This window comes from Corynebacterium sp. HMSC074A09, assembly GCF_001811545.1.
GTDB lineage: Bacteria > Actinomycetota > Actinomycetes > Mycobacteriales > Mycobacteriaceae > Corynebacterium > Corynebacterium hiratae.
The window spans coordinates 119,441-139,258 of record NZ_KV805124.1 but is presented as its reverse complement, the minus strand read 5'-3'; the positions used below and the strand labels follow the sequence as shown (position 1 = coordinate 139,258).

At 62.1% G+C, this 19,818-nt stretch carries 21 protein-coding genes; 13 read left to right on the top strand and 8 right to left on the bottom strand.

The genetic code is table 11. The annotated features are described in order from the left end of the window. Positions 1–84: 84 nt before the first annotated feature. From mscL to HMPREF2807_RS02985, 3 genes are all read right to left on the bottom strand, one after another. Entirely contained in the window at positions 85–513 is a 429-nt protein-coding gene (gene mscL / locus HMPREF2807_RS02995; protein ID WP_070510406.1) for a large conductance mechanosensitive channel protein MscL, read from the bottom strand. A gap of 376 nt (positions 514–889) precedes the next feature. Then, positions 890–1,534 (bottom strand): SAF domain-containing protein, encoded by a 645-nt coding sequence (locus tag HMPREF2807_RS02990; protein ID WP_070510403.1) that lies wholly within the window; start codon positions 1,532–1,534, stop codon positions 890–892. A gap of 68 nt (positions 1,535–1,602) precedes the next feature. Beyond that, entirely contained in the window at positions 1,603–2,169 is a 567-nt protein-coding gene (locus tag HMPREF2807_RS02985; RefSeq protein WP_070510401.1) for a 5-formyltetrahydrofolate cyclo-ligase, read from the bottom strand. 70 nt (positions 2,170–2,239) lie between these two features. Between HMPREF2807_RS02985 and HMPREF2807_RS02980 the strand changes: the two genes are divergently transcribed. The 4 genes from HMPREF2807_RS02980 (at position 2,240) to glpR (ending at position 6,751) form a co-directional block, all read left to right on the top strand. Continuing rightward, positions 2,240–3,169 (top strand): UTP--glucose-1-phosphate uridylyltransferase, encoded by a 930-nt coding sequence (locus tag HMPREF2807_RS02980; protein WP_070510399.1) that lies wholly within the window; start codon positions 2,240–2,242, stop codon positions 3,167–3,169. 88 nt (positions 3,170–3,257) lie between these two features. Continuing rightward, a complete protein-coding gene (glp, locus tag HMPREF2807_RS02975; protein WP_070510397.1) occupies positions 3,258–4,550 on the top strand; it encodes a molybdotransferase-like divisome protein Glp in 1,293 nt (430 codons plus the stop codon). 17 nt (positions 4,551–4,567) lie between these two features. Then, a complete protein-coding gene (locus tag HMPREF2807_RS02970) occupies positions 4,568–5,284 on the top strand; it encodes a GNAT family N-acetyltransferase (protein WP_083295504.1) in 717 nt (238 codons plus the stop codon). Positions 5,285–5,500: 216 nt separating this feature from the next. Continuing rightward, positions 5,501–6,751, top strand: a complete 1,251-nt coding sequence (glpR, locus tag HMPREF2807_RS02965) for a divisome protein SepX/GlpR (protein ID WP_049154213.1) — start codon at positions 5,501–5,503, stop codon at positions 6,749–6,751. Between the two features lie 12 nt (positions 6,752–6,763). Here the strand turns inward: glpR and HMPREF2807_RS02960 are convergent, their stop codons facing one another. Both HMPREF2807_RS02960 and HMPREF2807_RS02955 read right to left on the bottom strand, forming a co-directional pair. Then, the gene (locus tag HMPREF2807_RS02960) at positions 6,764–7,381 is read right to left on the bottom strand and encodes a DNA-3-methyladenine glycosylase I (RefSeq protein ID WP_046646954.1); all 618 of its coding nucleotides are present in this window, start codon (positions 7,379–7,381) and stop codon (positions 6,764–6,766) included. A gap of 44 nt (positions 7,382–7,425) precedes the next feature. Further along, the gene (locus HMPREF2807_RS02955; RefSeq protein WP_232751606.1) at positions 7,426–8,004 is read right to left on the bottom strand and encodes a methylated-DNA--[protein]-cysteine S-methyltransferase; all 579 of its coding nucleotides are present in this window, start codon (positions 8,002–8,004) and stop codon (positions 7,426–7,428) included. A 19-nt stretch (positions 8,005–8,023) separates the two neighbouring features. On the opposite strand from HMPREF2807_RS02955, the gene HMPREF2807_RS02950 reads away from it, so the two are divergent. Both HMPREF2807_RS02950 and HMPREF2807_RS02945 read left to right on the top strand, forming a co-directional pair. Next, on the top strand, positions 8,024–8,437 hold the full coding sequence (locus tag HMPREF2807_RS02950) for a DoxX family protein (RefSeq protein ID WP_046646952.1): 414 nt from the start codon (positions 8,024–8,026) through the stop codon (positions 8,435–8,437). Then, positions 8,424–9,113 (top strand): zf-HC2 domain-containing protein, encoded by a 690-nt coding sequence (locus HMPREF2807_RS02945; RefSeq protein ID WP_046646951.1) that lies wholly within the window; start codon positions 8,424–8,426, stop codon positions 9,111–9,113. The genes HMPREF2807_RS02950 and HMPREF2807_RS02945 overlap by 14 nt, the downstream gene beginning before the upstream one ends. An 81-nt stretch (positions 9,114–9,194) precedes the next feature. Here the strand turns inward: HMPREF2807_RS02945 and HMPREF2807_RS02940 are convergent, their stop codons facing one another. Next, the gene (locus HMPREF2807_RS02940) at positions 9,195–10,802 is read right to left on the bottom strand and encodes a dolichyl-phosphate-mannose--protein mannosyltransferase (RefSeq protein ID WP_369799706.1); all 1,608 of its coding nucleotides are present in this window, start codon (positions 10,800–10,802) and stop codon (positions 9,195–9,197) included. Positions 10,803–10,845: 43 nt separating this feature from the next. On the opposite strand from HMPREF2807_RS02940, the gene rsmI reads away from it, so the two are divergent. The 6 genes from rsmI to HMPREF2807_RS02910 all read left to right on the top strand — a co-directional run bounded on the left by rsmI (position 10,846) and on the right by HMPREF2807_RS02910 (position 17,625). Continuing rightward, on the top strand, positions 10,846–11,694 hold the full coding sequence (gene rsmI / locus HMPREF2807_RS02935; RefSeq protein WP_049154218.1) for a 16S rRNA (cytidine(1402)-2'-O)-methyltransferase: 849 nt from the start codon (positions 10,846–10,848) through the stop codon (positions 11,692–11,694). A gap of 305 nt (positions 11,695–11,999) precedes the next feature. After that, positions 12,000–13,841, top strand: coding sequence for a BCCT family transporter (locus HMPREF2807_RS02930; RefSeq protein WP_049154220.1), 1,842 nt, complete (start codon positions 12,000–12,002; stop codon positions 13,839–13,841). Positions 13,842–13,916: 75 nt separating this feature from the next. Beyond that, the gene (gene metG / locus HMPREF2807_RS02925; protein ID WP_049154222.1) at positions 13,917–15,749 is read left to right on the top strand and encodes a methionine--tRNA ligase; all 1,833 of its coding nucleotides are present in this window, start codon (positions 13,917–13,919) and stop codon (positions 15,747–15,749) included. Between the two features lie 4 nt (positions 15,750–15,753). Further along, entirely contained in the window at positions 15,754–16,947 is a 1,194-nt protein-coding gene (locus HMPREF2807_RS02920) for an MFS transporter (RefSeq protein WP_049154223.1), read from the top strand. 101 nt (positions 16,948–17,048) lie between these two features. Then, a complete protein-coding gene (locus HMPREF2807_RS02915; protein ID WP_046646946.1) occupies positions 17,049–17,330 on the top strand; it encodes a type II toxin-antitoxin system RelE/ParE family toxin in 282 nt (93 codons plus the stop codon). A 34-nt stretch (positions 17,331–17,364) separates the two neighbouring features. Then, positions 17,365–17,625, top strand: coding sequence for a HigA family addiction module antitoxin (locus HMPREF2807_RS02910; protein WP_046646945.1), 261 nt, complete (start codon positions 17,365–17,367; stop codon positions 17,623–17,625). Between the two features lie 182 nt (positions 17,626–17,807). On the opposite strand, the gene HMPREF2807_RS02905 is transcribed toward HMPREF2807_RS02910, so the two are convergent. Further along, a complete protein-coding gene (locus HMPREF2807_RS02905) occupies positions 17,808–18,311 on the bottom strand; it encodes a GNAT family N-acetyltransferase (RefSeq protein WP_046646944.1) in 504 nt (167 codons plus the stop codon). Between the two features lie 8 nt (positions 18,312–18,319). Further along, positions 18,320–18,814: a GNAT family N-acetyltransferase gene (locus tag HMPREF2807_RS02900; protein ID WP_080975046.1), complete on the bottom strand. Its 495-nt coding sequence runs from the start codon at positions 18,812–18,814 to the stop codon at positions 18,320–18,322. Positions 18,815–18,838: 24 nt separating this feature from the next. On the opposite strand from HMPREF2807_RS02900, the gene HMPREF2807_RS02895 reads away from it, so the two are divergent. Next, positions 18,839–19,663, top strand: coding sequence for a TatD family hydrolase (locus tag HMPREF2807_RS02895; protein ID WP_070510395.1), 825 nt, complete (start codon positions 18,839–18,841; stop codon positions 19,661–19,663). The last annotated feature ends 155 nt before the right edge of the window (positions 19,664–19,818 follow it).

Genomic DNA, 19,818 nt, shown 5'->3' with positions numbered 1-19,818 from the left:
CAAATCCACACGAAATGTCCCTTAAGCCGCAGAACTTCGGCGAAATGCCGGTTCTGCGGGATTTTTAGGCGTGGGGCTGTTGGCTTAGATGCTGGAGCCAGGCTTGTTGGTGGTGGTGCCACCGTTTTCAGCAGCGAGCAGGTCGCGGATCTCGCCGAGCAGCTGCTCGGTGGTCGGAGCCGGCTCCTCCGGGTCAACGCCCTGGCGGCGCTTAGCGCGCTCGGTGACGGCGTTGATCGGAGCAACGATGACGAAGTAGATGACAGCGGCAACGATGAGGAAATTGATAAGGGCGGTGATGACTGCACCGAAGTCCAGGAAGGTCTCCGGGCTATCGGTAATTGCGAAGCCCAGGCCACCAAAGTCTGGGGAGCCGAGGGAGTTAATCAGCGGCTGGATGATGTGATCGGTGATGGAGGTGACGATCGCGGTGAAGGCGGCACCGATGATGACCGCTACGGCCAACTCGATGACGTTGCCGCGCAGGATGAAATCTTTAAAGCCCTTGAGCATGGTGGTGGTTGTCCTATCTACGGGGGTAGGTGCTTCTTGTGTCTTAAGCGTCTGCTCTGTGTAGTCCGGACTGTGCGCCCGAACGCTGTTCAGAAAAGTCGGAGAAGAGCAGGCATAGAGCCATAATGCTCTCTAAGAGAGGCCCTAGATGCGCAGGGGCGCCAACGTAAGACGAAGCATGTGGAAATACTGGAATAGCGAAAGCCACTTTTGTGCGCCATCCTGCAGGTGGTGCCGCGGGGTCGCGCGGCAGTCGCGAGACTGCAAGAGCATAAAGCGCCTGAGTGGATGTGCCTATAGTAGGCAGAGTTTTCGTGTCACGGCAACATTCTCTAACAACCTTTTTACATAAATGCGGCGATTCTCACAGGTCAAGCTAGCTGTGGGCGCGATCGCCCACAATGACAACCGTGAGCGGTTGTGCCAGTGACGCGGCTGCCACAGCTTCGGCTGCTTCGGCTGGTAGCGCAACGAGGAGTGTGTGCGTGCGGGCATCCTCTCCGCCGGCACCCACCGACACGACGCGTGCGCCACGGGCAATCGTTGAGCCGCGGGCGGGGAGGGAAGCGTCGTCACCACCGTCGAGGGCACCGACAATATTGACCGTATCGCCGTGATGGAGGTTGCGGGCAACGTCTGGCTCGGCGAGCGTGAGCGGGATAAGGTGGCCGTCTTCCATCCCGAAGTCCGCGATGAGATCCGAACTGAGCAGCCGGGTGGTAGTGAGTATTTCGCCGGCGCTGGCCGCCGCCACTAGAACCCGCCCCACCGCATCTTCCGGGTTGCTCCCCAACGCCGTGGCGGGGAGAGCGGAGGAGGGGACGCGGGCCACGGAGACATCGCCAAGCGCCAGCGTCTCCCCGGCGGCGACGTCCCGGGCCATGACCACCACGCGCGGCTGCTCGCGGGTAGAAGCGAGCGCGCTTGCCGCCGCGGCCACGAGCAAGACTGCGGCCGTTACGCGGCGCAGGAGAACGCTGCGGCGATGCCCGGGGGTGCGCAGAACGTGAAGAAAGTCCATACCTTCTTAGACTGTGCTCCGACCCGCACGGTTCCCAGGCGGCGGCATGGAATCTGAGAAGGGGCCGATTAAAGCCAGCGCATCCCGCGCTCGGTGAGGATGCCATCGACGGGACGGTCGTGTCCCTCGAAGGGGACGTCCCGGACCTCGCTGGAGTGGACGAGAGCGACGACGGGCGGGTTCCCAGTGGGAAGCGGGGTGAGTGCGCGGTCGTAGTAGCCGGCGCCTTTCCCGAGGCGCATGCCTGACTCGCTCACCGCCATCGCGGGCGCCAAGATGAGGTCGAGGTGCGCCAGGATTTCGCTGCTATGGCGCTGCCCGTCGGGCTCTGCAATCCCTAATACCCCCGGGCGCATGGCCTCCGGCCCGCCATACAGCGTCCACAAGAGCTCACCGTTTTTGCCTGAAATGGGAAGGTAGACCTCCTTGCAGAGTGTGGACACGGTCTCCACGAAGTCGGGGCCACCCGGCTCTGTGCCCAGGGGATGGTAGGCGGCAACACGCATCGCAGGAGTGAGTAATTCACCCACACCGGCGCACCACGCGGCGTTGTCATCAGCGCGCTGCTCGGCGCTGCGCTCGCGCCGCGCGTTAAGGAGTGAGGATCTTAAGGCGTCCTTGGGGGAGGTCGTCATGGTTGTTAATCATAGCGGGACGGCGTAGCGCAGCACGGGAGCGCGAAGGGCGCATTGTAAAGTGGAACTTATGGCTATTGCACACGAGGATTCCCACACCGGGATCGCTACGGTCGTTGTCCCCGCTGCTGGCATGGGCACCCGCTTCTTGCCCGCCACCAAGACCGTACCGAAGGAGCTGCTCCCCGTCGTTGATACGCCGGGTATTGAACTCATTGCGGAAGAGGCCGCATCCGTGGGCGCCCAGCGCCTTGCGGTGATTACCGCGCCGAACAAGCAGGAAGTGATGCGGCACTTCGATGAGTTCCCCGATCTCGTCGAGACCCTCGACGCCCGCGGCAAAGACGAGCAAGTGGCCAAGGTCAAGCGTGCTGCTCAGTTGATCCACCCGATTTCCGTGGAGCAGGAAAAGCCGCTGGGTCTGGGCCACGCGGTGGGCTTGGCGGAAACCGTCTTGGAGGATGACGAAGAGTTCTTCGCCGTCATGCTCCCGGATGACATTGTCCTGCCGGCCACCGTCATGGGGGAGATGGCCCGGGTTCGTTCCGCGCTGGGCGGCAGCGTGCTGTGCGCTTTCGAGGTGTCACGCGAAGAGACCTATAACTACGGCGTCTTCGACGTCGAGGACACCAACGCGCCGGGAGTGAAGAAGGTCGTGGGCATGGTGGAAAAACCGGACCCGGCTGATGCGCCCTCGAACCTCGTGGCTACTGGGCGCTACCTGCTCGATAGGAAGATTTTTGATGCCCTTCGCCGCATCAAGCCAGGTAAGGGCGGGGAGCTGCAGCTGACTGACGCCATTGAACTTCTCATTAAGGAAGGCCACCCCGTTCACGTCGTAGTCCACCAAGGCAAGCGCCATGACCTGGGTAACCCGGGTGGGTACATTCCGGCCAATGTTGACTTTGGTCTGCGTGATGAGAAGTACGGTCCTGCGCTCTACAAGGCGATCAAGAAGATTGTGGAGGACTACGAAGAAGAAAAGGGGCTGAAGGGCTAAGCCTTCACACGTCCAGCGCGCTAAGCTCTACTCCAGTAACTTCCATCCCTTTAGGCCCCACATACCCCAGAGTAAAGGCAGGCGGTACATGCGTTCGGTCGATGACCAGATGGCGTTCATTCTTGATGCAGCGATGACACCTGAGCCGGTACGCATCGCCATCGCGAATGCCCTAGGTCTCAAGTGCGCGGAGGAGGTGCAGGCAAACCAGCCGCTCCCGGGGTTTCCGCAAGCAGCCATTGATGGCTATGCCGTGCGCGCCGTGGACGTTGGGGGAGAAAAAGCCCTCAAGGCACGCTCCCGCCACGACGTTGAGGATGCGGATGCACCCGCCACCGAGACGGAGATTGAGCGTTCCCTGCCTGTAGTGGGGGAGGTTCCTGCAGGGTCGCGCCAGCCTTTGCGTTTGCAGCCCAAGCAAGCGGTGCGCGTGTACACGGGCGCGCCTCTGCCGACGCTTGCCGACGCCGTCCTTCCCCTCGAGTGGACCGACCGTGGCCGCAAGCGCGTGACCTCGCACCGCCCGGTGCGCTCGGGGGACTTCGTGCGCCGCGTGGGCGACGATATTCAGCCCGGGGATGTAGCCGTGTCCTCCGGTACCATCTTGGGCCCAGCGCAGATTGGCCTGCTCGCGGCGGTGGGGCGTTCGAAGGTGCTGGCGTACCCCCGCCCGCGCGTGACCATCGTGTCCTTTGGCAAGGAGCTTGTCGACGTCGACCGCGAGCCCGGCCTGGGGCAAGTCTTCGACGTGAACTCTTATTCGCTTGCAGCGGCTGCGAAGGAGGCCGGCGCCGACGTGCACCGCGTCGGCATCGCCGCCGGCGAGCCGCGTCGCGTGCGCGAGGCTTTGGAAACCTACTTGGCGCGCAGCGAGGTGCTGGTGATCTCCGGTGCCGTGGGTGGCGCGGGTTCGGAAGAAATCCGCGAGGTCCTTGATGAGTTGGGAGATGTGGATACCTCACGCGTAGCAATGCACCCAGGATCGGTCCAGGGCTTCGGTCTGTTGGGGGAGGAGCGCATCCCGACCTTCCTGTTGCCCTCGAACCCGGTGTCCGCGCTGGTTATCTTTGAGGTCTTTGTGCGCCCGCTGATCCGTCTCTCCCTGGGCAAGCGCAGCGGCCAACGCCGCGTGGTGCGCGCACGCGTGCTCAACCACATGGAATCCCGCCCGGGACGCCGCGGCTACATCCGCGCCCGGCTCATGCGGGATGCCGAAACCTCCGACTATCTGGTGGAAGGACTGGGCGGTGCGGCGGGCGCGCCGGCGCACCTGCTCGCAGGGCTCTCGGAAGCGAACGCGATGATCCGCATTCCGGAGGAAGTTACAGAGATCCGTCCCGGGGACGTGGTGGACGTCCTGTTCCTGACCCAGCGCAGCTAGCCGCCGGCACACACGTCATGCTTGATCCTTTTGGTACCGCCGCGGGGCGCTTTTCCACCCCCGCCACCGGTGGGGTCAACCCCGATCATCCGGGTTGGCCAGAAGCTACACCCGCGGTACGGCTGCGGGAGTCTCGCGTTTTCCCACGCGGGGCGACGCTACGTTTACGCCCCCTGTTGCGGAGGGACGGTGCGGCGTGGCGACGGCAGCGCATCGAGGATAGGGATTTCCTCAAACCGGTGGAGCCGACGCTGCCGACGGAGTGGGATGCGGCGCACTCCCAGTCGGCTTGGTGGAATCACCTGATGTTTCTGCGTGACTCGGCCCGGGCCGGGACAGTGGTGCCGCTGGTCATTGAGGTTGATGGCCACTTCTGTGGGCAATTGACCTTAGGAAATATCCAGCATGGAGGGGTCAGCGAATGCTGGATTGGCTATTGGGTGCATTCCGCGGTGCACGGTGCGGGCGTGGCTACTGCTGCCTGTGCTCTTGGCGTGGACCATGCCTTTTATCGTGTGGGGCTGCATCGTGTGACGGCGACCTATCTGCCGGAGAACCCCGCTTCAGGCAAGGTGCTGCACAGCAACGGGTTCCGCGATGAAGGGTTCCTGCGCCGCAACCTGCATATCGACGGCGCGTGGCGGGACCATCACTTTTTGGCTCTTAATCGCGAGGATTTTGCCTCTGGGGCGGTGGAGCGCCTCCGTGCGGCGGGACGAATCGCGGGGGCCTAGCAGGTGGCTTAGCAGTTGGCTTAGCAGGTGGCTTAGCTGTTGCTAAGCCGGTGATGGGTTGGGGGATTGTTTCGGTCAACTACCTCTGCTTTCACTTGAGTAACAACCTTGTAATTTAGGGGTTCGTTGGTGCCCACGGGGCGGGGTTGGGCAGCTAGAGTAGGGGCCTAGTTATATTCCCTTTTTCGTCGACCCCTGAAAGTGGGACTCAGCCACATGATGACTGCCGTGCCGATCATTCTCGTAATCGTGCTGTGGCTCTTCATCCTCGCTCCGTTGCTTTTGCGCTCGCAGCGTCCGATGAGCCACACAGGTGAGGCCTTTGAAGAGACCCGCGTGCTCTTCGAAGGAGATTCCGGCTCCGTGCCGGGCCGCCGTAAACCGCGCCTGGGCAAGGACGATATCCGCCCGCACACCCCGGCAGCAGCGGAGGCCAGCGATGAGGAAGCCGAGTATGAGCTGGTTGAGGCCGAGGGGGTTGCTGATACCGCGGAGTCGTTCCGGGGCGATGCCGAAGGAAAGAGCGCTGCCGAATCCGTAGTGGCGGACACGATTGATGGCGAAGTCGTAGAAGCTGAGGACGCCGAGACGGACTTCGAGCTCGAGGACGATTCCGACGACGCTGCCGAGGATGATCATGGGTCGGAGCAGGAGGCTGAGAACGTTGAGGCGGATGCTGCGGAGGTATTCACGGCTCCTGCCAACGCCGGCGTGGCCGAGGATGCCTATGACTTCGATGAGACCTATACCTCGCCGGTTGATCTGATGTATCCGGGAGCCATCGACACGGTGGAGAAAGAGCCGGCTGCGGCTGATGCGAATAGCGCCGACGAAGCAGCGGTTGAAGCGGAGAGCGCTGATGCCGAAGACACAGAGGAAGGCTCGGACGCAGTCCCGCACGGCGGGGACCTTGTTGCTGCTGAGACTGAGGACGAGGATGTGAGCGGAAGCGATACCGAGCTGTCCGCCGAGGAACTGGCCTTCGCCCAGCGCCGCCTGGGCCGCGGTGGCTGGGATCCGGTGAAGGAAAAGGAAGCCTCCGCCACGCGTTATCAGCGCCGCCAGCGCACGCTCATCGGCTTGGCGGTAGCAGTGGTGGCCACGGTTTGCCTGGGTATTGTTGTCGGGAGCTGGACGTGGTGGCTGGCGGGTATTGCCGGCATTATGACCATGGTCTACCTGGTGGCCCTGCGCGCCCAGGTGCGCCGCGAGCGGGAGCTGCTGCGCCGACGCGTCTACCACCTGCGCCGCGCCCGTTTGGGTGTGCGCAATGCGGAGAACCCCGCCGAGTCGCTGCCACCCAACCTGCGCCGCCCGGGCGCACTCATCTTGGAAATCGATGATGAGAGCCCGGACTTTGACTACCTGCCCGTCTACTCGGAGGGCGATAGCGACGATGGCTTCGACGGTCCCCATCCCTCTTCGCGCCAGCGCCGCGATGACCTAGCAGCCCGCCGAGTTGGTTAATCCACCCGGCCCCTAGGCCGGCCAGATGCCGGATGTGCCGCGGCGATGGGAGCCTACTAGGTGGGCGTCAACCATCCCGATGGCCGTCATCAGGGAGAAACACGTCACCGGGCCGACGAACTTGAAGCCGGCCTTCTTCAAAGCCTTGGACATGTCCAAGGCTTCTTCTGTGTATTTTGGAATATCCTCTTCGCTTTCCGGCGCAATCGTGTCAGCGGGCAGGAAGCTCCAGATGAATTCATCGAGCCCGCCTGTCTCCCGCAAGGCCACCGTGGCCTTCGCGTTGTTAAGCACCGCGTTGATTTTCAGACGGTTGCGGATGATCCCCGCATTGTTCATGAGGCGCTCGACTTCTTCCTCCCCGAAGCTGGCCAGTAGGTCTGCATCAAAGCCCACAAAGGCAGCGCGGAAGGCTTCGCGCTTGCGCAGCACTAGTTCCCAGCTCAACCCGGCCTGGAAACCTTCCAGGCAGAGGCGTTCCAGCAGGGCGGATTCCTCATGGACGGGCATGCCCCATTCGGTGTCGTAATACTCTTGGAGAAGCGGGGAGGTCATTGCCCAGGCGGGGCGGCCAAGCCCCGCGGAGTCATAAACAAGTCTCATATCGTTTGCCATCTGTGTACTAGTCATGCCTTCTTAGACTGCAGAATCCGCTCATTGGTTCCCCACGGCTCTCACGGCCTCGTGCCGCAGAGCGTGGCCTCGTGCTCCAACAGCATCTGCTTCGCGGCTGTGCCCCCACGATAGGAACCGAGGCCGCCGCTTGCCGGAACGACGCGGTGGCACGGCACCACGATGGGAAGCGGGTTCGTAGCACAGGCGCTTCCAGCAGCGCGGGCGGCCTGCGCACTACCGGCGGCGCCAGCGAGGCGCGAATAAGTCCAGCGCTCGCCGAACGGGATAGCGCGCAGCGCACGTTGCGCGCGGTCGCGGAATGTGTGCGGGGATGCGGGGACGTCGAGAAGCAGCTCAAAGTCCCTGCGCGTGCCCGCAAAATATTCGGTGATCTGCTGGGCAGCGGCGACGAGAGCGTCGGCCCCCGCAACACCAGCATTCGCAGTACTGGGGTGTCGGGCGCTGGTAGGGCCATCGGGGAGGCGCTGCAGACCGCTGAGATCTGGGGATTCACCGGGGAAATACACCCGTGACAAACCCCGCTTAGAGGAGACAAGGAGAAGACGGCCGAGCGGAGTGTCCAGCGAGGTCCACATGTGCATGGTAGGAGGGGAGTCCTTTCGGAGGGAGGTGGTCATCCAGGGTAGTCTATGAACCATGAATAGACCCGCCGTACGCGATGCCGCGCTGCTCATCTTCCGCGCGGTGCTGGGAGTTATCTTCGTCGCGCACGGTGTGGACAAGATGTTCTTTAGCGGTATGGACGAGGTAACCGGTCAATTCTCCGCATGGGGCGTCCCGCAGCCGCAAACCTCAGCGTACTTGGCTGCCTTCGCAGAGATGCTGGGCGGGGCGGCCCTCGTGGTCGGCCTGCTCACCACCTTTGTGGCAGGGGCATTGGCGCTGCTTATGGCATGTGCGTTGTACTTCGTGCATATGGGCAATGGCCTCTTCGCCGCCGATGGTGGCATCGAGTACCCGCTGGTTCTCATCGTGTCGCTGCTCATGATCGTTGTCTTCGGCTCCGGCCGGGCGAGTGTGGATGGGGTGTTGAGCCGTGCTGACGCATGAGCAGGTGCAAGCGGCGATCTCCGCGCAGCTCGATGGGGAAGCCCCGCAGCTGGCGCCCGATGTCATTGACGCGCATGTCTCCGGCTGCCCGGAGTGTGCCGCCTTCCGGGAGAAGGCGGCGGCCTTGTCTCGCTCACTGAGCCTCGTGGAACCTGAGGGCCTCCCGCCGCAGGACTTGTCGGAAGTCATCCTGGCTGGCGTGGAGCCGGAGTGGCAGCGGGCCTCCAGCGCGCGGCAGGCATCGCTCACGCTGGCTCGGGTAGCTCTCGGAGTGTTGGCCGTGGCGTTTCTGATCTGGGCGATCGTGGTCGTCGTCAGTGCTTCCGGCTTGACCACCCTGGGCAGTGAAGGAACCCTCGCGGAAGGGGCCGACCCGGAGCGCGCACACCTTCTGATGGAGGCTGCGGCGCTGCGCTTCGGCCTGGCGAGCGGTTTAGTTTTTGCTGCCTGGCGCCCAGCCTCAGCGCCTGGATTGCTGCCGGTGGTCTGCACGATATTCGCGTTCTTGTGCGGCTTTACCATGCGCGACTTTGCCTTGGGCAGCGTTGTCGCGGAGCAGGTTTATATCCTCATCGGCACCGGTCTCGCAACGGCCAGCCTGGGGTGGGCGTGGGCGGCCGACCGGGGCTTCTTGCTACGGGACGTGTATAGGACGTTGTCCGCTAACCCGCGCTAAGCCTTAAAGGCCACGTCTACGAGGCCGAGTCTAAGGGCCCAAGCCTAAGTGGCTTGGGCCAGAGGGGGTAGGGCCAGGGGCTTAGGTCCAGGACGGTAGCCACATCATGGAGTGATACCAAGAATCCGGGATGAGGTAGCCGTAGAGAATCGGGGAGAAGTAGGCAAACATTGCCACGACGAGCGCGGCGTAGCATACGGTAAGGAAGGTGCCCAGCGGCATCGCGGCCCCAAAAAGCTCCGTGAGCCAGCGCCATTGCAGAACCCGTCCACGTCCAATCATTTGCCCCAAAGCCAGGGAGATCAGCACGATGACGAACGGAATGAACGCCGTGGCGTAGAAGAAGTACATCTGTCGGTCGAAGACCATGAGCCAGGGCAGGAAACCCGCCGCGGCACCCACGAGCGGGATGAGGAAGGCGCGGTTGCGTCGCACGAGCAAGGACCACAGTCCCCACAGCACCGCCGGGATGACCAGCCACCAAATGACCGGGGTACCAAAGAGGTACAGCATCCTGCGGCAGGATCCGCCGTCTCCGCAAGAGATGTCCGTGGAGGAGTAGTAGAGGATGGGGCGTGCAGCCACCAGCCAAGCCCATGGCTTGGAGTCCCAGGGGTGGCTGTGGCCACCTGAGGAGGTCAAGGAGGCGTGGAACTCCAGCACAGAGGAGTGGTAGTAGAACCAACCGGCAAGAGGCTCGGGGAGGTGGAGCAGCCAAGAGCCATCCTCGATCGTGCCGTCAACCTTGGCGTGGCGGTAGACGGCGGTCTCATCGGCGAACCAGGCGCGCCAAGACCACGCATACAGGGCTACGGGGACCGCAACGAGTGAGGCCAGGGCTGCTGGGGTATCGCGTACCAGCGTGCCCAAGATGTAGCGGCGTACACCATACAAGCGGCGCAGAGCGAGATCCGAGAAAACGCTCATGAGACCGAAGAACATGATGTAGTACAGGCCGGACCACTTCACGGCCAGCGTTAGACCCAGGAAAACGCCGGCAGTAAAACGCCACCACCGGAAGCCAAATCGTGGGCCGAAGTCCGAGTCCCCCATCGTGCCTGACAGGAAGGCGGCGTGCAGGCGCTCGCGCATCTGCTGGTGATCCCGCGCCAAGGCCCAGGCGGCGGCGACAATGAAGAAGACCTGAAAGATATCAAGCATTCCGAACTTGGAGGCCACGAGCAGCACGCCGTCGCACATGGCGAGCAGGCCGGCGAGGAAGCCCACCTGCCAGGAACCGGACAAGCGGCGTGCCAGCGCCATGGTGAGTAGCACGGTGCCCACGCCAAAGAGCGCGGCCATGGCCCGCCAGCCCAGTGGGGTGTAGCCGAAGATGGCCTCCGATATCGCGACAATCTGCTTGGCCAGCGGTGGGTGCACAACCAGGCCGTAGCCCGGGTTGGACTCGATGCCGCCGAGGAAGAGGTTGTGCCAGCTGGTGACCATATCCCATGCCTGCGGCACGTAATGCTTCTCGTCGAAGACGGGAGTTCCCTCGGAGACCGGTGCGGTGAGACCTGCAAACCGCGTGATGAATGCCAGCACAGCGATGATAGCGGTGCTGATCGTGTCGGCCTTGGTCCAGGTGTAGTGCCGGGGAGCAGGGGGAGCTGGCCGGGTATGGATGCCGCGGGCGGCGGGGACGCGCGCGCGGCTGGTGTGGCCAGATCGATCAGTAGGGATAGCGATACTCACGCGGAAGAGTCTAGCGTGCGTGTGCCATGCTGGGGGTATGAGTCTTCAGCTTGAACCCCTGCCGCGTGGAGTCATCCTGGCCGCCACGCCGCTGGGAAATCCCGGTGATGCTTCTGCCCGATTGATGCAGGCGTTGGGCCACGCGGATGTGATCGCTGCGGAGGACACCCGCCGCGTTCGTAACCTGGCCCAGGCGCTGGGGGTAGAGATCCGCGGCAAGGTGGTTTCCAATTTCGACCACAACGAAGAGGAGCGCTCGCGCGCGCTCGTCAACGCTGCCCGGACGGGCACGGTTCTCGTGGTGTCGGATGCTGGCATGCCGCTGGTCTCCGATCCTGGGCACTCCATCGTCACCGCTGCGGTGGAAGCGGATGTGCCTGTGACCTGTTTTCCGGGGCCCTCGGCGGTGCCGACTGCGCTTGCACTTTCCGGACTGGGGGTGGGGCATTTCCTCTTCGATGCCTTCCCGCCGCGCAAACCCGGACCGCGTAAAGCCTGGCTGGAGTCCCTCGTGGGGGAGCGTCGTGCCATTGCTTTCTTTGAATCCCCGCACCGTCTAGCGCAGACGCTTGGCGACGCCTCAGCGATCCTCGGCGCGGAGCGCCGCGCTGCGGTCTGTCGCGAGCTAACGAAGACCTATGAGGAAATCAAGCGTGGCACCTTGGGCGAGCTTGCCGAGTGGGCGCAGGAGTATGCGCGGGGTGAAATCACCGTCGTCATCGAGGGCGGGGATGCCGCACCCGTGTCGTTGGAGACCCTCGTGGAGCAGGTCCGTGCGGAGGTTGAGCGGGGCGTGCGGGCCAAGGATGCCTGCAAGCAGGCAGCAGCGGGAACCGAGTGGTCCAACCGCGAACTCTATGATGCATACCTCGCCGCGCGCGGCTGAGCTTTAACAATAAATTCTGGTGATGCCCGTCTCTTTTGGGCCAATCGTTATGGCATCGTTATGTGACCCGGCGTGGCCGCGGCATGCGCGGTAGGGATGCCATACCTCGGAAATGCCTCCGAACAAGCTGGCAAGCTGCACAGTTGCGGTACAGATTCGGCAGCTGCGGTGGAATAGCGGTCGTTCAAAGAAGCTCGTGAGAGACGCTTTAGGAACGCTATATGCCCGAAATGCATGTGGTGAATAGTCTTTTTGTTTCCGTTTTAGTTTGACTAGTTGATGAGACAGCACCAAGGTCGGGAGGTATGACAGACTCGACGAATGCAGACAATGTAAAGGATACGGGGGTGTCTTCGGCTGTGCCCCAAGGCGAGAGCTCGCCGGCCGCGGTAGAGGAATACCGCACCGTCGACGAGCGCCTCGAGGCTTCCTCGGCCACGAGCCAGCTTCAGGATATGCTCACCAACAAGGCGTTCAATCCTGAGGCGGCTCCCGCGCCAGTGGAGGAGGAAGAGGACGAGAAATTTGGCCCAGGCGGCATTGATTCACCGATCGACTGGACCATTGTGGGAATCGCCGGCCTGCTCGTTGCCGCCTTTGTGGCATGGGGCTTGGCCGCTCCAGAGAGCTTTGCCTCCTTCTCCAGCAATGCTCTGAGCTTCGTGGTGAATAACTTTGGCTGGGCCTATGTGCTCTTCGGGACCATTTTTGTGGTTTTCGTTATCTGCGTTGCGGCCTCGAAGTTCGGCACCATTCGTTTGGGCAAGATTAACGAGGAACCGGAATTCTCCACGGTCTCTTGGATTGCGATGATGTTCGCTGCCGGCATGGGCATCGGCTTGATGTTCTATGGTGCTTCCGAGCCGCTCAACTACTTTAAGAACGGCGTTCCGGGCCATGGTGAGAATGAGGTAGGAACCTCAATGGCCACGGCCATGTTCCACTGGACCCTGCACCCATGGGCCGTGTACGCCATCGTGGGGCTTGCCATCGCTTATTCCACCTTCCGTATTGGCCGCAAGCAGTTGTTGAGCCAGGCCTTCGTGCCGCTCATTGGCCAGCGCGCCGCCGACGGATTCGCAGGCAAGATCATTGATATCTTGGCCATCTTCGCCACCGTCTTTGGCACCGCTTGTTCGCTGGGCCTCGGCGCGATGCAGATTCAGGCAGGCCTGCAGGCCTCCGGAATTATTGAGAACCCCACGCAGAACGTCGTCATCGGCATCGTTCTCGTGCTGACCTTGGCCTTTATTCTGTCGGCCATGTCGGGTGTAGGCAAAGGTATTCAGTACCTCTCTAACACCAATATGGTCTTGGCGGCTCTGCTGGCCATCTTCGTGTTCGTCTTCGGCCCAACCGTGTCGATTTTGAACCAGATCCCAGGCTCCATTGGTAACTACCTGGCGAACTTCACCGAGATGATCGCTCGTACCGCTGAGTCCGATAACGGAAACGCTGGCGAGTGGCTATCTACCTGGACCATTTTCTACTGGGCTTGGTGGGTTTCCTGGTCGCCGTTCGTGGGCATGTTCCTCGCCCGCATTTCGCGCGGCCGTTCCGTCCGCGAGTTCTGCGTTGGTGTGCTTCTCGTCCCGGCTGGTGTCTCCACGGTGTGGTTTGCCATCTTCGGCGGTACCGCCATCCACATGGAGCAGAACGGCAACTCCATCTCCGGTGAGTCTGCCGAGCAGGAGCTGTTCAACCTGCTGCAGAACCTCCCCGGTGGTTTCATCGCGGGCATCGTCGCCGCCCTGCTCCTTGCCACGTTCTTCATTACGTCGGCCGACTCGGCGTCGACAGTCATGGGCTCGATGTCCCAGTCTGGCGCTACCACCGCCAAGCCGTGGCTGTCCGCGGCATGGGGTGTGCTCACTGCGGCTGTCGGCCTGACCTTGCTGCTGTCGAGCGAGAATGCCCTGTCGAACCTGCAGAACGTCACCATCGTGGCGGCGCTGCCATTCCTCTTCATCCTCGTCGGCCTCATGTTCGCTATTTACAAGGACTTGAGCAACGACGTAATTTACCGCGAGTACCGCGAGTCCCAGGCCTTCCAGCGCAAGCTGGCGCGTGAGCGTCGCCTGCACCGCGAGTTCCAGCGCGAACAGGCCTACAAGGCCCGCCGCCGCCAGCACAGCCACAAGAACTAGTTCTGGCGCGAGCATTTCTCTCATACACCCCCTCACTGCATTGCCGGTGAGGGGGTGTTCGATAGAGTAGGGGCCATGACTGAGACAGTTGTCGTTAATGTTGCTTGGCCCTATGCCAACGGACCCCGCCACATCGGACACGTGGCGGGTTTCGGTGTTCCTTCCGACGTGTTCGCCCGTTTCCAGCGAATGCGTGGCAACGACGTCCTCATGGTTTCCGGTACCGACGAGCATGGCACCCCGTTGCTCGTGCAGGCGGATAAGGAAGGCGTGACGGTTCGTGAATTGGCGGATCGCTACAACCGCCAGATTGTCACCGACCTGGCTGGGCTCGGCCTGTCTTATGACCTCTTTACCCGCACCACCACTCGCAACCACTACGCGGTGGTGCAGGAGCTGTTCAAGGGGCTGTACGAGAACGGCTACATGATTAAGGAGACCACCCAGGGCGCCATTTCGCCGTCCACGGGCCGTACCTTGCCTGACCGCTATATCGAGGGAACCTGTCCGCTGTGTGGTGCCGATGGCGCGCGCGGTGACCAGTGCGATAACTGCGGCAACCAACTCGATCCGGTAGATCTCATCAACCCGGTGTCCAAGATCAACGGCGAAACCCCGAAGTTCATCGATACCGAGCACTTCCTGCTGGATCTTCCTGCGGTCAAGGACGTCCTCGAAGAGTGGCTGAAGACGCGCGAGGACTGGCGTCCCAACGTTCTCAAGTTCTCCCTCAACCTGCTGGAGGATATGCGCCCGCGCACCATGACCCGTGACATCGACTGGGGCATTCCCATTCCGGTCGAAGGCTGGGAGGATAACGGCGCGAAGAAGCTCTACGTGTGGTTCGACGCGGTGATTGGTTACCTGTCTTCCTCCATCGAGTGGGCCCACCGCACCGGCAACCCGGAGGCTTGGAAGGACTACTGGCAGAACCCGCAGGCACGCCACTACTACTTCCAAGGCAAGGACAACATCACCTTTCACTCCCAGATCTGGCCAGCAGAGCTCTTGGGCTACGCGGGCAAGGGCTCCAAGGGCGGTGAGCTGCACACCTACGGTGAGCTCAACCTGCCCACGGAGATTGTGTCTTCGGAATACCTGACCATGTCCGGCTCCAAGTTCTCCTCCTCCAAGGGCGTCGTTATCTACGTCAAGGACTTCCTCGAGGAGTTCGGCCCAGACGCACTGCGCTACTTCATCGCCGTTGCCGGCCCAGAAAACAATGACACTGACTTCACCTGGGATGAGTTCGTGCGCCGTATCAACAACGAGCTTGCCAACGGCTGGGGCAACCTGGTCAACCGCACCGTGTCGATGGCCCACAAGAACTTCGGCGAGGTCCCGGCCCCGGCCGCGCTGGAGCAGGCAGACAAGGACATCCTGGCACTGGCGGAGGAGACCTTCACCACCGCCGCGAATTTCCTCGAGCAGTCCAAGTTCAAGCAGGCCATGACCGCCATCATGCACGTCGTCGGCGAGGCCAATGCCTATGTCGCGGCGATGGAGCCGTGGAAGCTGGCCAAGGATGAAACCCAGCGCGAGCGTCTGGCCACCGTGCTGTGGACCGCACTGCAGGTGGTCTCCGACTGCAACGTAATGTTGACCCCGTTCTTGCCCTTCACCGCACAGAAGGTGCACGAGACCCTGGGACGTGAGGGCGTCTGGGCCGCACAGCCGCGCATTGAAGACGTGGTGGATGATATGCCGGTCGAACTCGTTGGCGTAGACCTCCCGCCGGAGAATCACCCGTACCCGATCATCACCGGTGACTACGCGGCGCAGCAGGCTGCGTGGAAGCGTGTCGACATTACGCCGGGTACAACGCTGCAGAAGCCGAAGCCGCTGGTGGCTAAGCTCGACCCGGAGCTTGGTGAGACCGGCCCGGAGTGGGCCCCGGTTCAGAAGTAAAGGCGTGGGCTCGGCGTTTCGGCGCTCCCTGGCGCCCGTCCTACTCTTTGTTGTTGTCTGCCTGACCGCGCTGAACCTACGGACGGGCATCGCGTCGGTGGCGCCGGTGCTGGGTCAAATCCAAGATTTCTTTGAAATCAGCTCCGGCCAGGCGGGTTTGCTTACCGCACTTCCGGGGCTGTGCTTCGCGGCCATGGGTTTGGCCGCCGTGCCCATTGCTCGGCGGGGCGGGCTCAGCCGTACCTTGGCCGGCGGCACGCTGGCCCTAGTGGTGGGCCTGGCGCTGCGTCCGTGGGTGAGCAGCTTCCCGCTGTTTATTGCGTTGACCCTGGGCGTTGTCGGCGGCATCGCTCTAGCCAACGTTCTGCTTCCCGCGTGGATCAAGCAACATGGTTCGGGCCGCACGCTGGTGGCGTTGATGACCACCTACACCACGATGCTGGGCGTATCCAGCGCCCTTGGCCCGCTGTCCGCGGTGATGCAAAGCACGTGGCAAGGTGCGCTGTGGATCTGGTGCCTGCCCGCCATCGCGCAGCTGGTGGCGTGGATAGTGGTTCTGCCGCAGGCTGGCAAGGACGTCGCCCACGGGGCGATCGACGGTGCCGGCGCGCCAAAGCCCATGTACACTTCGCCCACGGCGGTGGCCATGCTCTTTTTCTTCGGGCTGCAGTCCTCCATGGCCTATGTCCAAATGGGTTGGCTGCCGCGCATGCTGGTAGAGAAGGGCGTGAGTGAGGATACCGCCAGTGTGGCACTTGCTGTCATCGGTGTCTTTAACATCGCCGGCGGCGTGATCATGCCCTGGCTAATTTCTCGCCTGGACCGCCTAACACCCGTACCGATTGTGCTGGCGCTGTGCACCTGTGCTGGGTGGGGTGGGGTCCTTGTGGCTGCCGACGTCGCCCCGCTCGCCTGGGCCTGCATGATGGGGATCGGCGGTATGTGCTTCCCACTGGCTCTGGCATTGCTCACCGCCCGCACTCGGAGTGCGCTGACGACCGCACGACTCTCCGGTTTTGTGCAGCCGGGCGGCTACATCTTGGCGGGGCTGTTGCCGCTTTTCGTGGGCGTTGTGCGCGGCGCTACCGGTAACTGGACGGCCGTCCTGATTGCGCTGATGGTGCTCAGCCTTTGCATGCTGATGGCGGGTTTGCGCGCGACTAGGCGGGTCTACATTGACGACGAGCTCGCTGCCTAGCGGGGTCCTCCTTAGTTGCGGTAACTTTTGTATTGCAGCGTTAGTTAGAGTTAACGCCTCGCGTTATTGACGTGTCGCGTTATGGGGGGTATGGTGCATTTATGATTCAGTCGTTCGCGGATAGGGATACAGAGCGCTTATGGAATCGAGAGAGGGTGTCCTCGATAGATTCACGTATTCACTCGGTAGCTCTTCGCAAACTGAGGCAATTGGGCTATGTGCAGAGGCTAGATGAGCTTCGGATTCCTCCGGGGAATAGGCTCGAAGCGTTGAAGGGCGATCGGCGGGGTCAATATAGTATTCGTATCAATGACCAATGGCGGATCTGCTTCCGGTGGACCGCTTTAGGGCCAGAGGAGGTTGAGATCGTTGACTACCACTAAAAAGCTCCCCCCAGTGCACCCAGGTGAAATCCTGATGGAAGATTTTCTTAAGGAAATGGGGATTACCCAGCACAAGCTCGCTGTTTCGATAGGGGTCCCGCCTCGACGTATTAACGAAATCGTCCACGGAAAGCGGGCTATTACCGCCGATACGGCTCTTCGCCTTGCCAAGTTTTTTGGAATGTCCCCACAGTTCTGGCTGGGGTTGCAGACCCATTACGACTTGGATGTCGCAGAGGACAAAATTCTTGCCGAGCTGGACGATATTGTGCCGCTTCAGGCAGCGCCGGCTTAACGCGTTTGCCGTCTGTGACCGCGTAGCGCAGGGTGAGTTGCTCAAGCCGAAGTCGCCGTTGTTGCCAAAGTTTCTCGCCTCGCCGCGGGATCTGGCCAGATCTTTGGCAACAATGGCAGTGCCGTCACTGGTGGTGGGGCGGCTGGCACGCGCCTCCCTGAGTTAGTGGCCATCAAACCGCTTTAGGAGCGGTCGAAGTCGCGCTGCAGGTGCACCAGCCCGAGGCGCACGCCGTCCTTGGTGTGGATATTGGGCATGCGGCCGGTTTCCACGAACCCGAACTTCTTGTGCAGGGCAATGGAGGACTCGTTGGTGTCCACGATGTAGGTAATCATCGTCTCCACGTAGTCATTTTCCTTCGCGTGGTCCATGAGCGTGTCCATGAGCTCGCTGCCCACGCCCTTGCCCCGTGCGGACTCCGCAATATAGATGGAATCCTCCGCCGTGCCGTAGTAGATAGCTGGGGTGACAAACTGGAAGTAGGCGGCCCAGCCAATGATTTCGTCATCGTCCACCGCCACATAGACGGGAAAACCTTCCTCCTCCATCTGTGCGAGCCACTTTTCGCGGTCCTCGACGGACTCCTGCCACGTGACTAGGTTGGTGGCCGGCTTCGCGGCGGAGGCGGCATTATAGATGGCGGCGATTGCGGGGGCGTCGGCAAGCTCTGCGGGACGTACGTGCATGATGTTCCTTAAACCATGAGTTGCAAGTGGGTGAGGTCTATCCAGCGCCCAGCTTTGCGGCTGACTTCTTTTAACGTTCCTACAGTGGCAAAGCCGAACTTCTCATGCAACTTGATGGATGCGACGTTGTCCGCCACGATGAGTGCCAGCAGCGTATGGACCTGCTCCGCCTCGCGGGCATGCTGAACGACTGCATCGAGCAAGCGCGTGCCTACCCCGCGGCCGTGGGCGGTGGGATCAACGTAGATCGTCGTCTCGTAGCAGCCCAGCCACACCTTAGGATCGCGGTAGGGGCGGTAGAGTGCCCAGCCCAAGTACGCGCCATCGTCATCGAAAGCCACGAAACAAGGACAGGCTTCGCGGCGCAGCTGGTGGAGATACTCGGTGCGCTCTTCCACTGTGGCGGGTTCGCTGCGAAAGATGAAGTGGGTCTCCCGGATGGCCCAGTTTAAGGTGGCGGTCATTGCGGGGACGTCGGCGTCCGTCGCTTCACGGATTATCATGCGCGCAAGACTACACTCGCAGCCATGTCTAAGAAGAAGCCACGCCCCATGCCCGTTCCCGCCGAAGGTTTGAGCCAGCTTATCGACGCCCACACGCACCTCGCCTCTTGCCGCGACGCTGACGCCGACCTCGTTGAGCGTGCCCGTGCCGCAGGTGTTGAGCGCATCGTCACCGTGGGCGATGGCCTAGCGGAGGCGGAGAAGGCTTTGGCCGCGGCGCAGGAATTCGACAACGTGTACGCGGCCTGCGCTATTCATCCCACCAAGGCGCATGAACTCGACGAGGCCGCCCGTGCGCGCCTGAGCGAAATGGCTGCGGACCCGCGCTGCGTGGCCATCGGGGAAACGGGTCTGGATACCTACTGGATTTATCATGAGCCGGAACGAACTGCACCCCTTGACGTCCAGGAGGAAGCGCTTCACTGGCACGCCGAGTTGGCGGCGAAGGTGGGCAAGACGCTGATGATCCATAATCGCGAGGCAGATGAGGAGCTCATGCGCGTGCTGGGGGAGTGCGCTCAAGTGCCGAAGGTCATGTTGCACTGTTTCTCCTCGCCACTTGAAGTGGCCAAGGAGGCTCTGGAGCGTGGCTACGTTTTGTCCTTTGCTGGCAACGTGACGTTCAAGCGCAACGAGGAGATGCGTCAAGCCGCAGCGCTCGCGCCAGCCGGGCAGCTGCTCATTGAGACGGACGCGCCGTACATGACCCCGGAGCCCTTCCGTGGTGCGCGTAATGAACCTTCGTTGATTGGTCATACGTACCGCTGCGTGGCGCAGGCGCGCGGCCAAGAAGTGGAAGACTTGGCCGCAGAGGTGGCTGAAACCTTCGCCGAGGTCTTCGGAGTGTGATGATCTTCACTCAAAGCAAAGGTGCTGCTCAACGGTGGCGCGCGTGTTTGGTGTGACGAGTGTGTTGCCAGTGGTGGCGGCGTGTAAGAACGTCTCGATCGTTACGCTCTGTTACCGTATCGTTATCCAAAGTTAGTCCGGCCTTGATGTTGCCG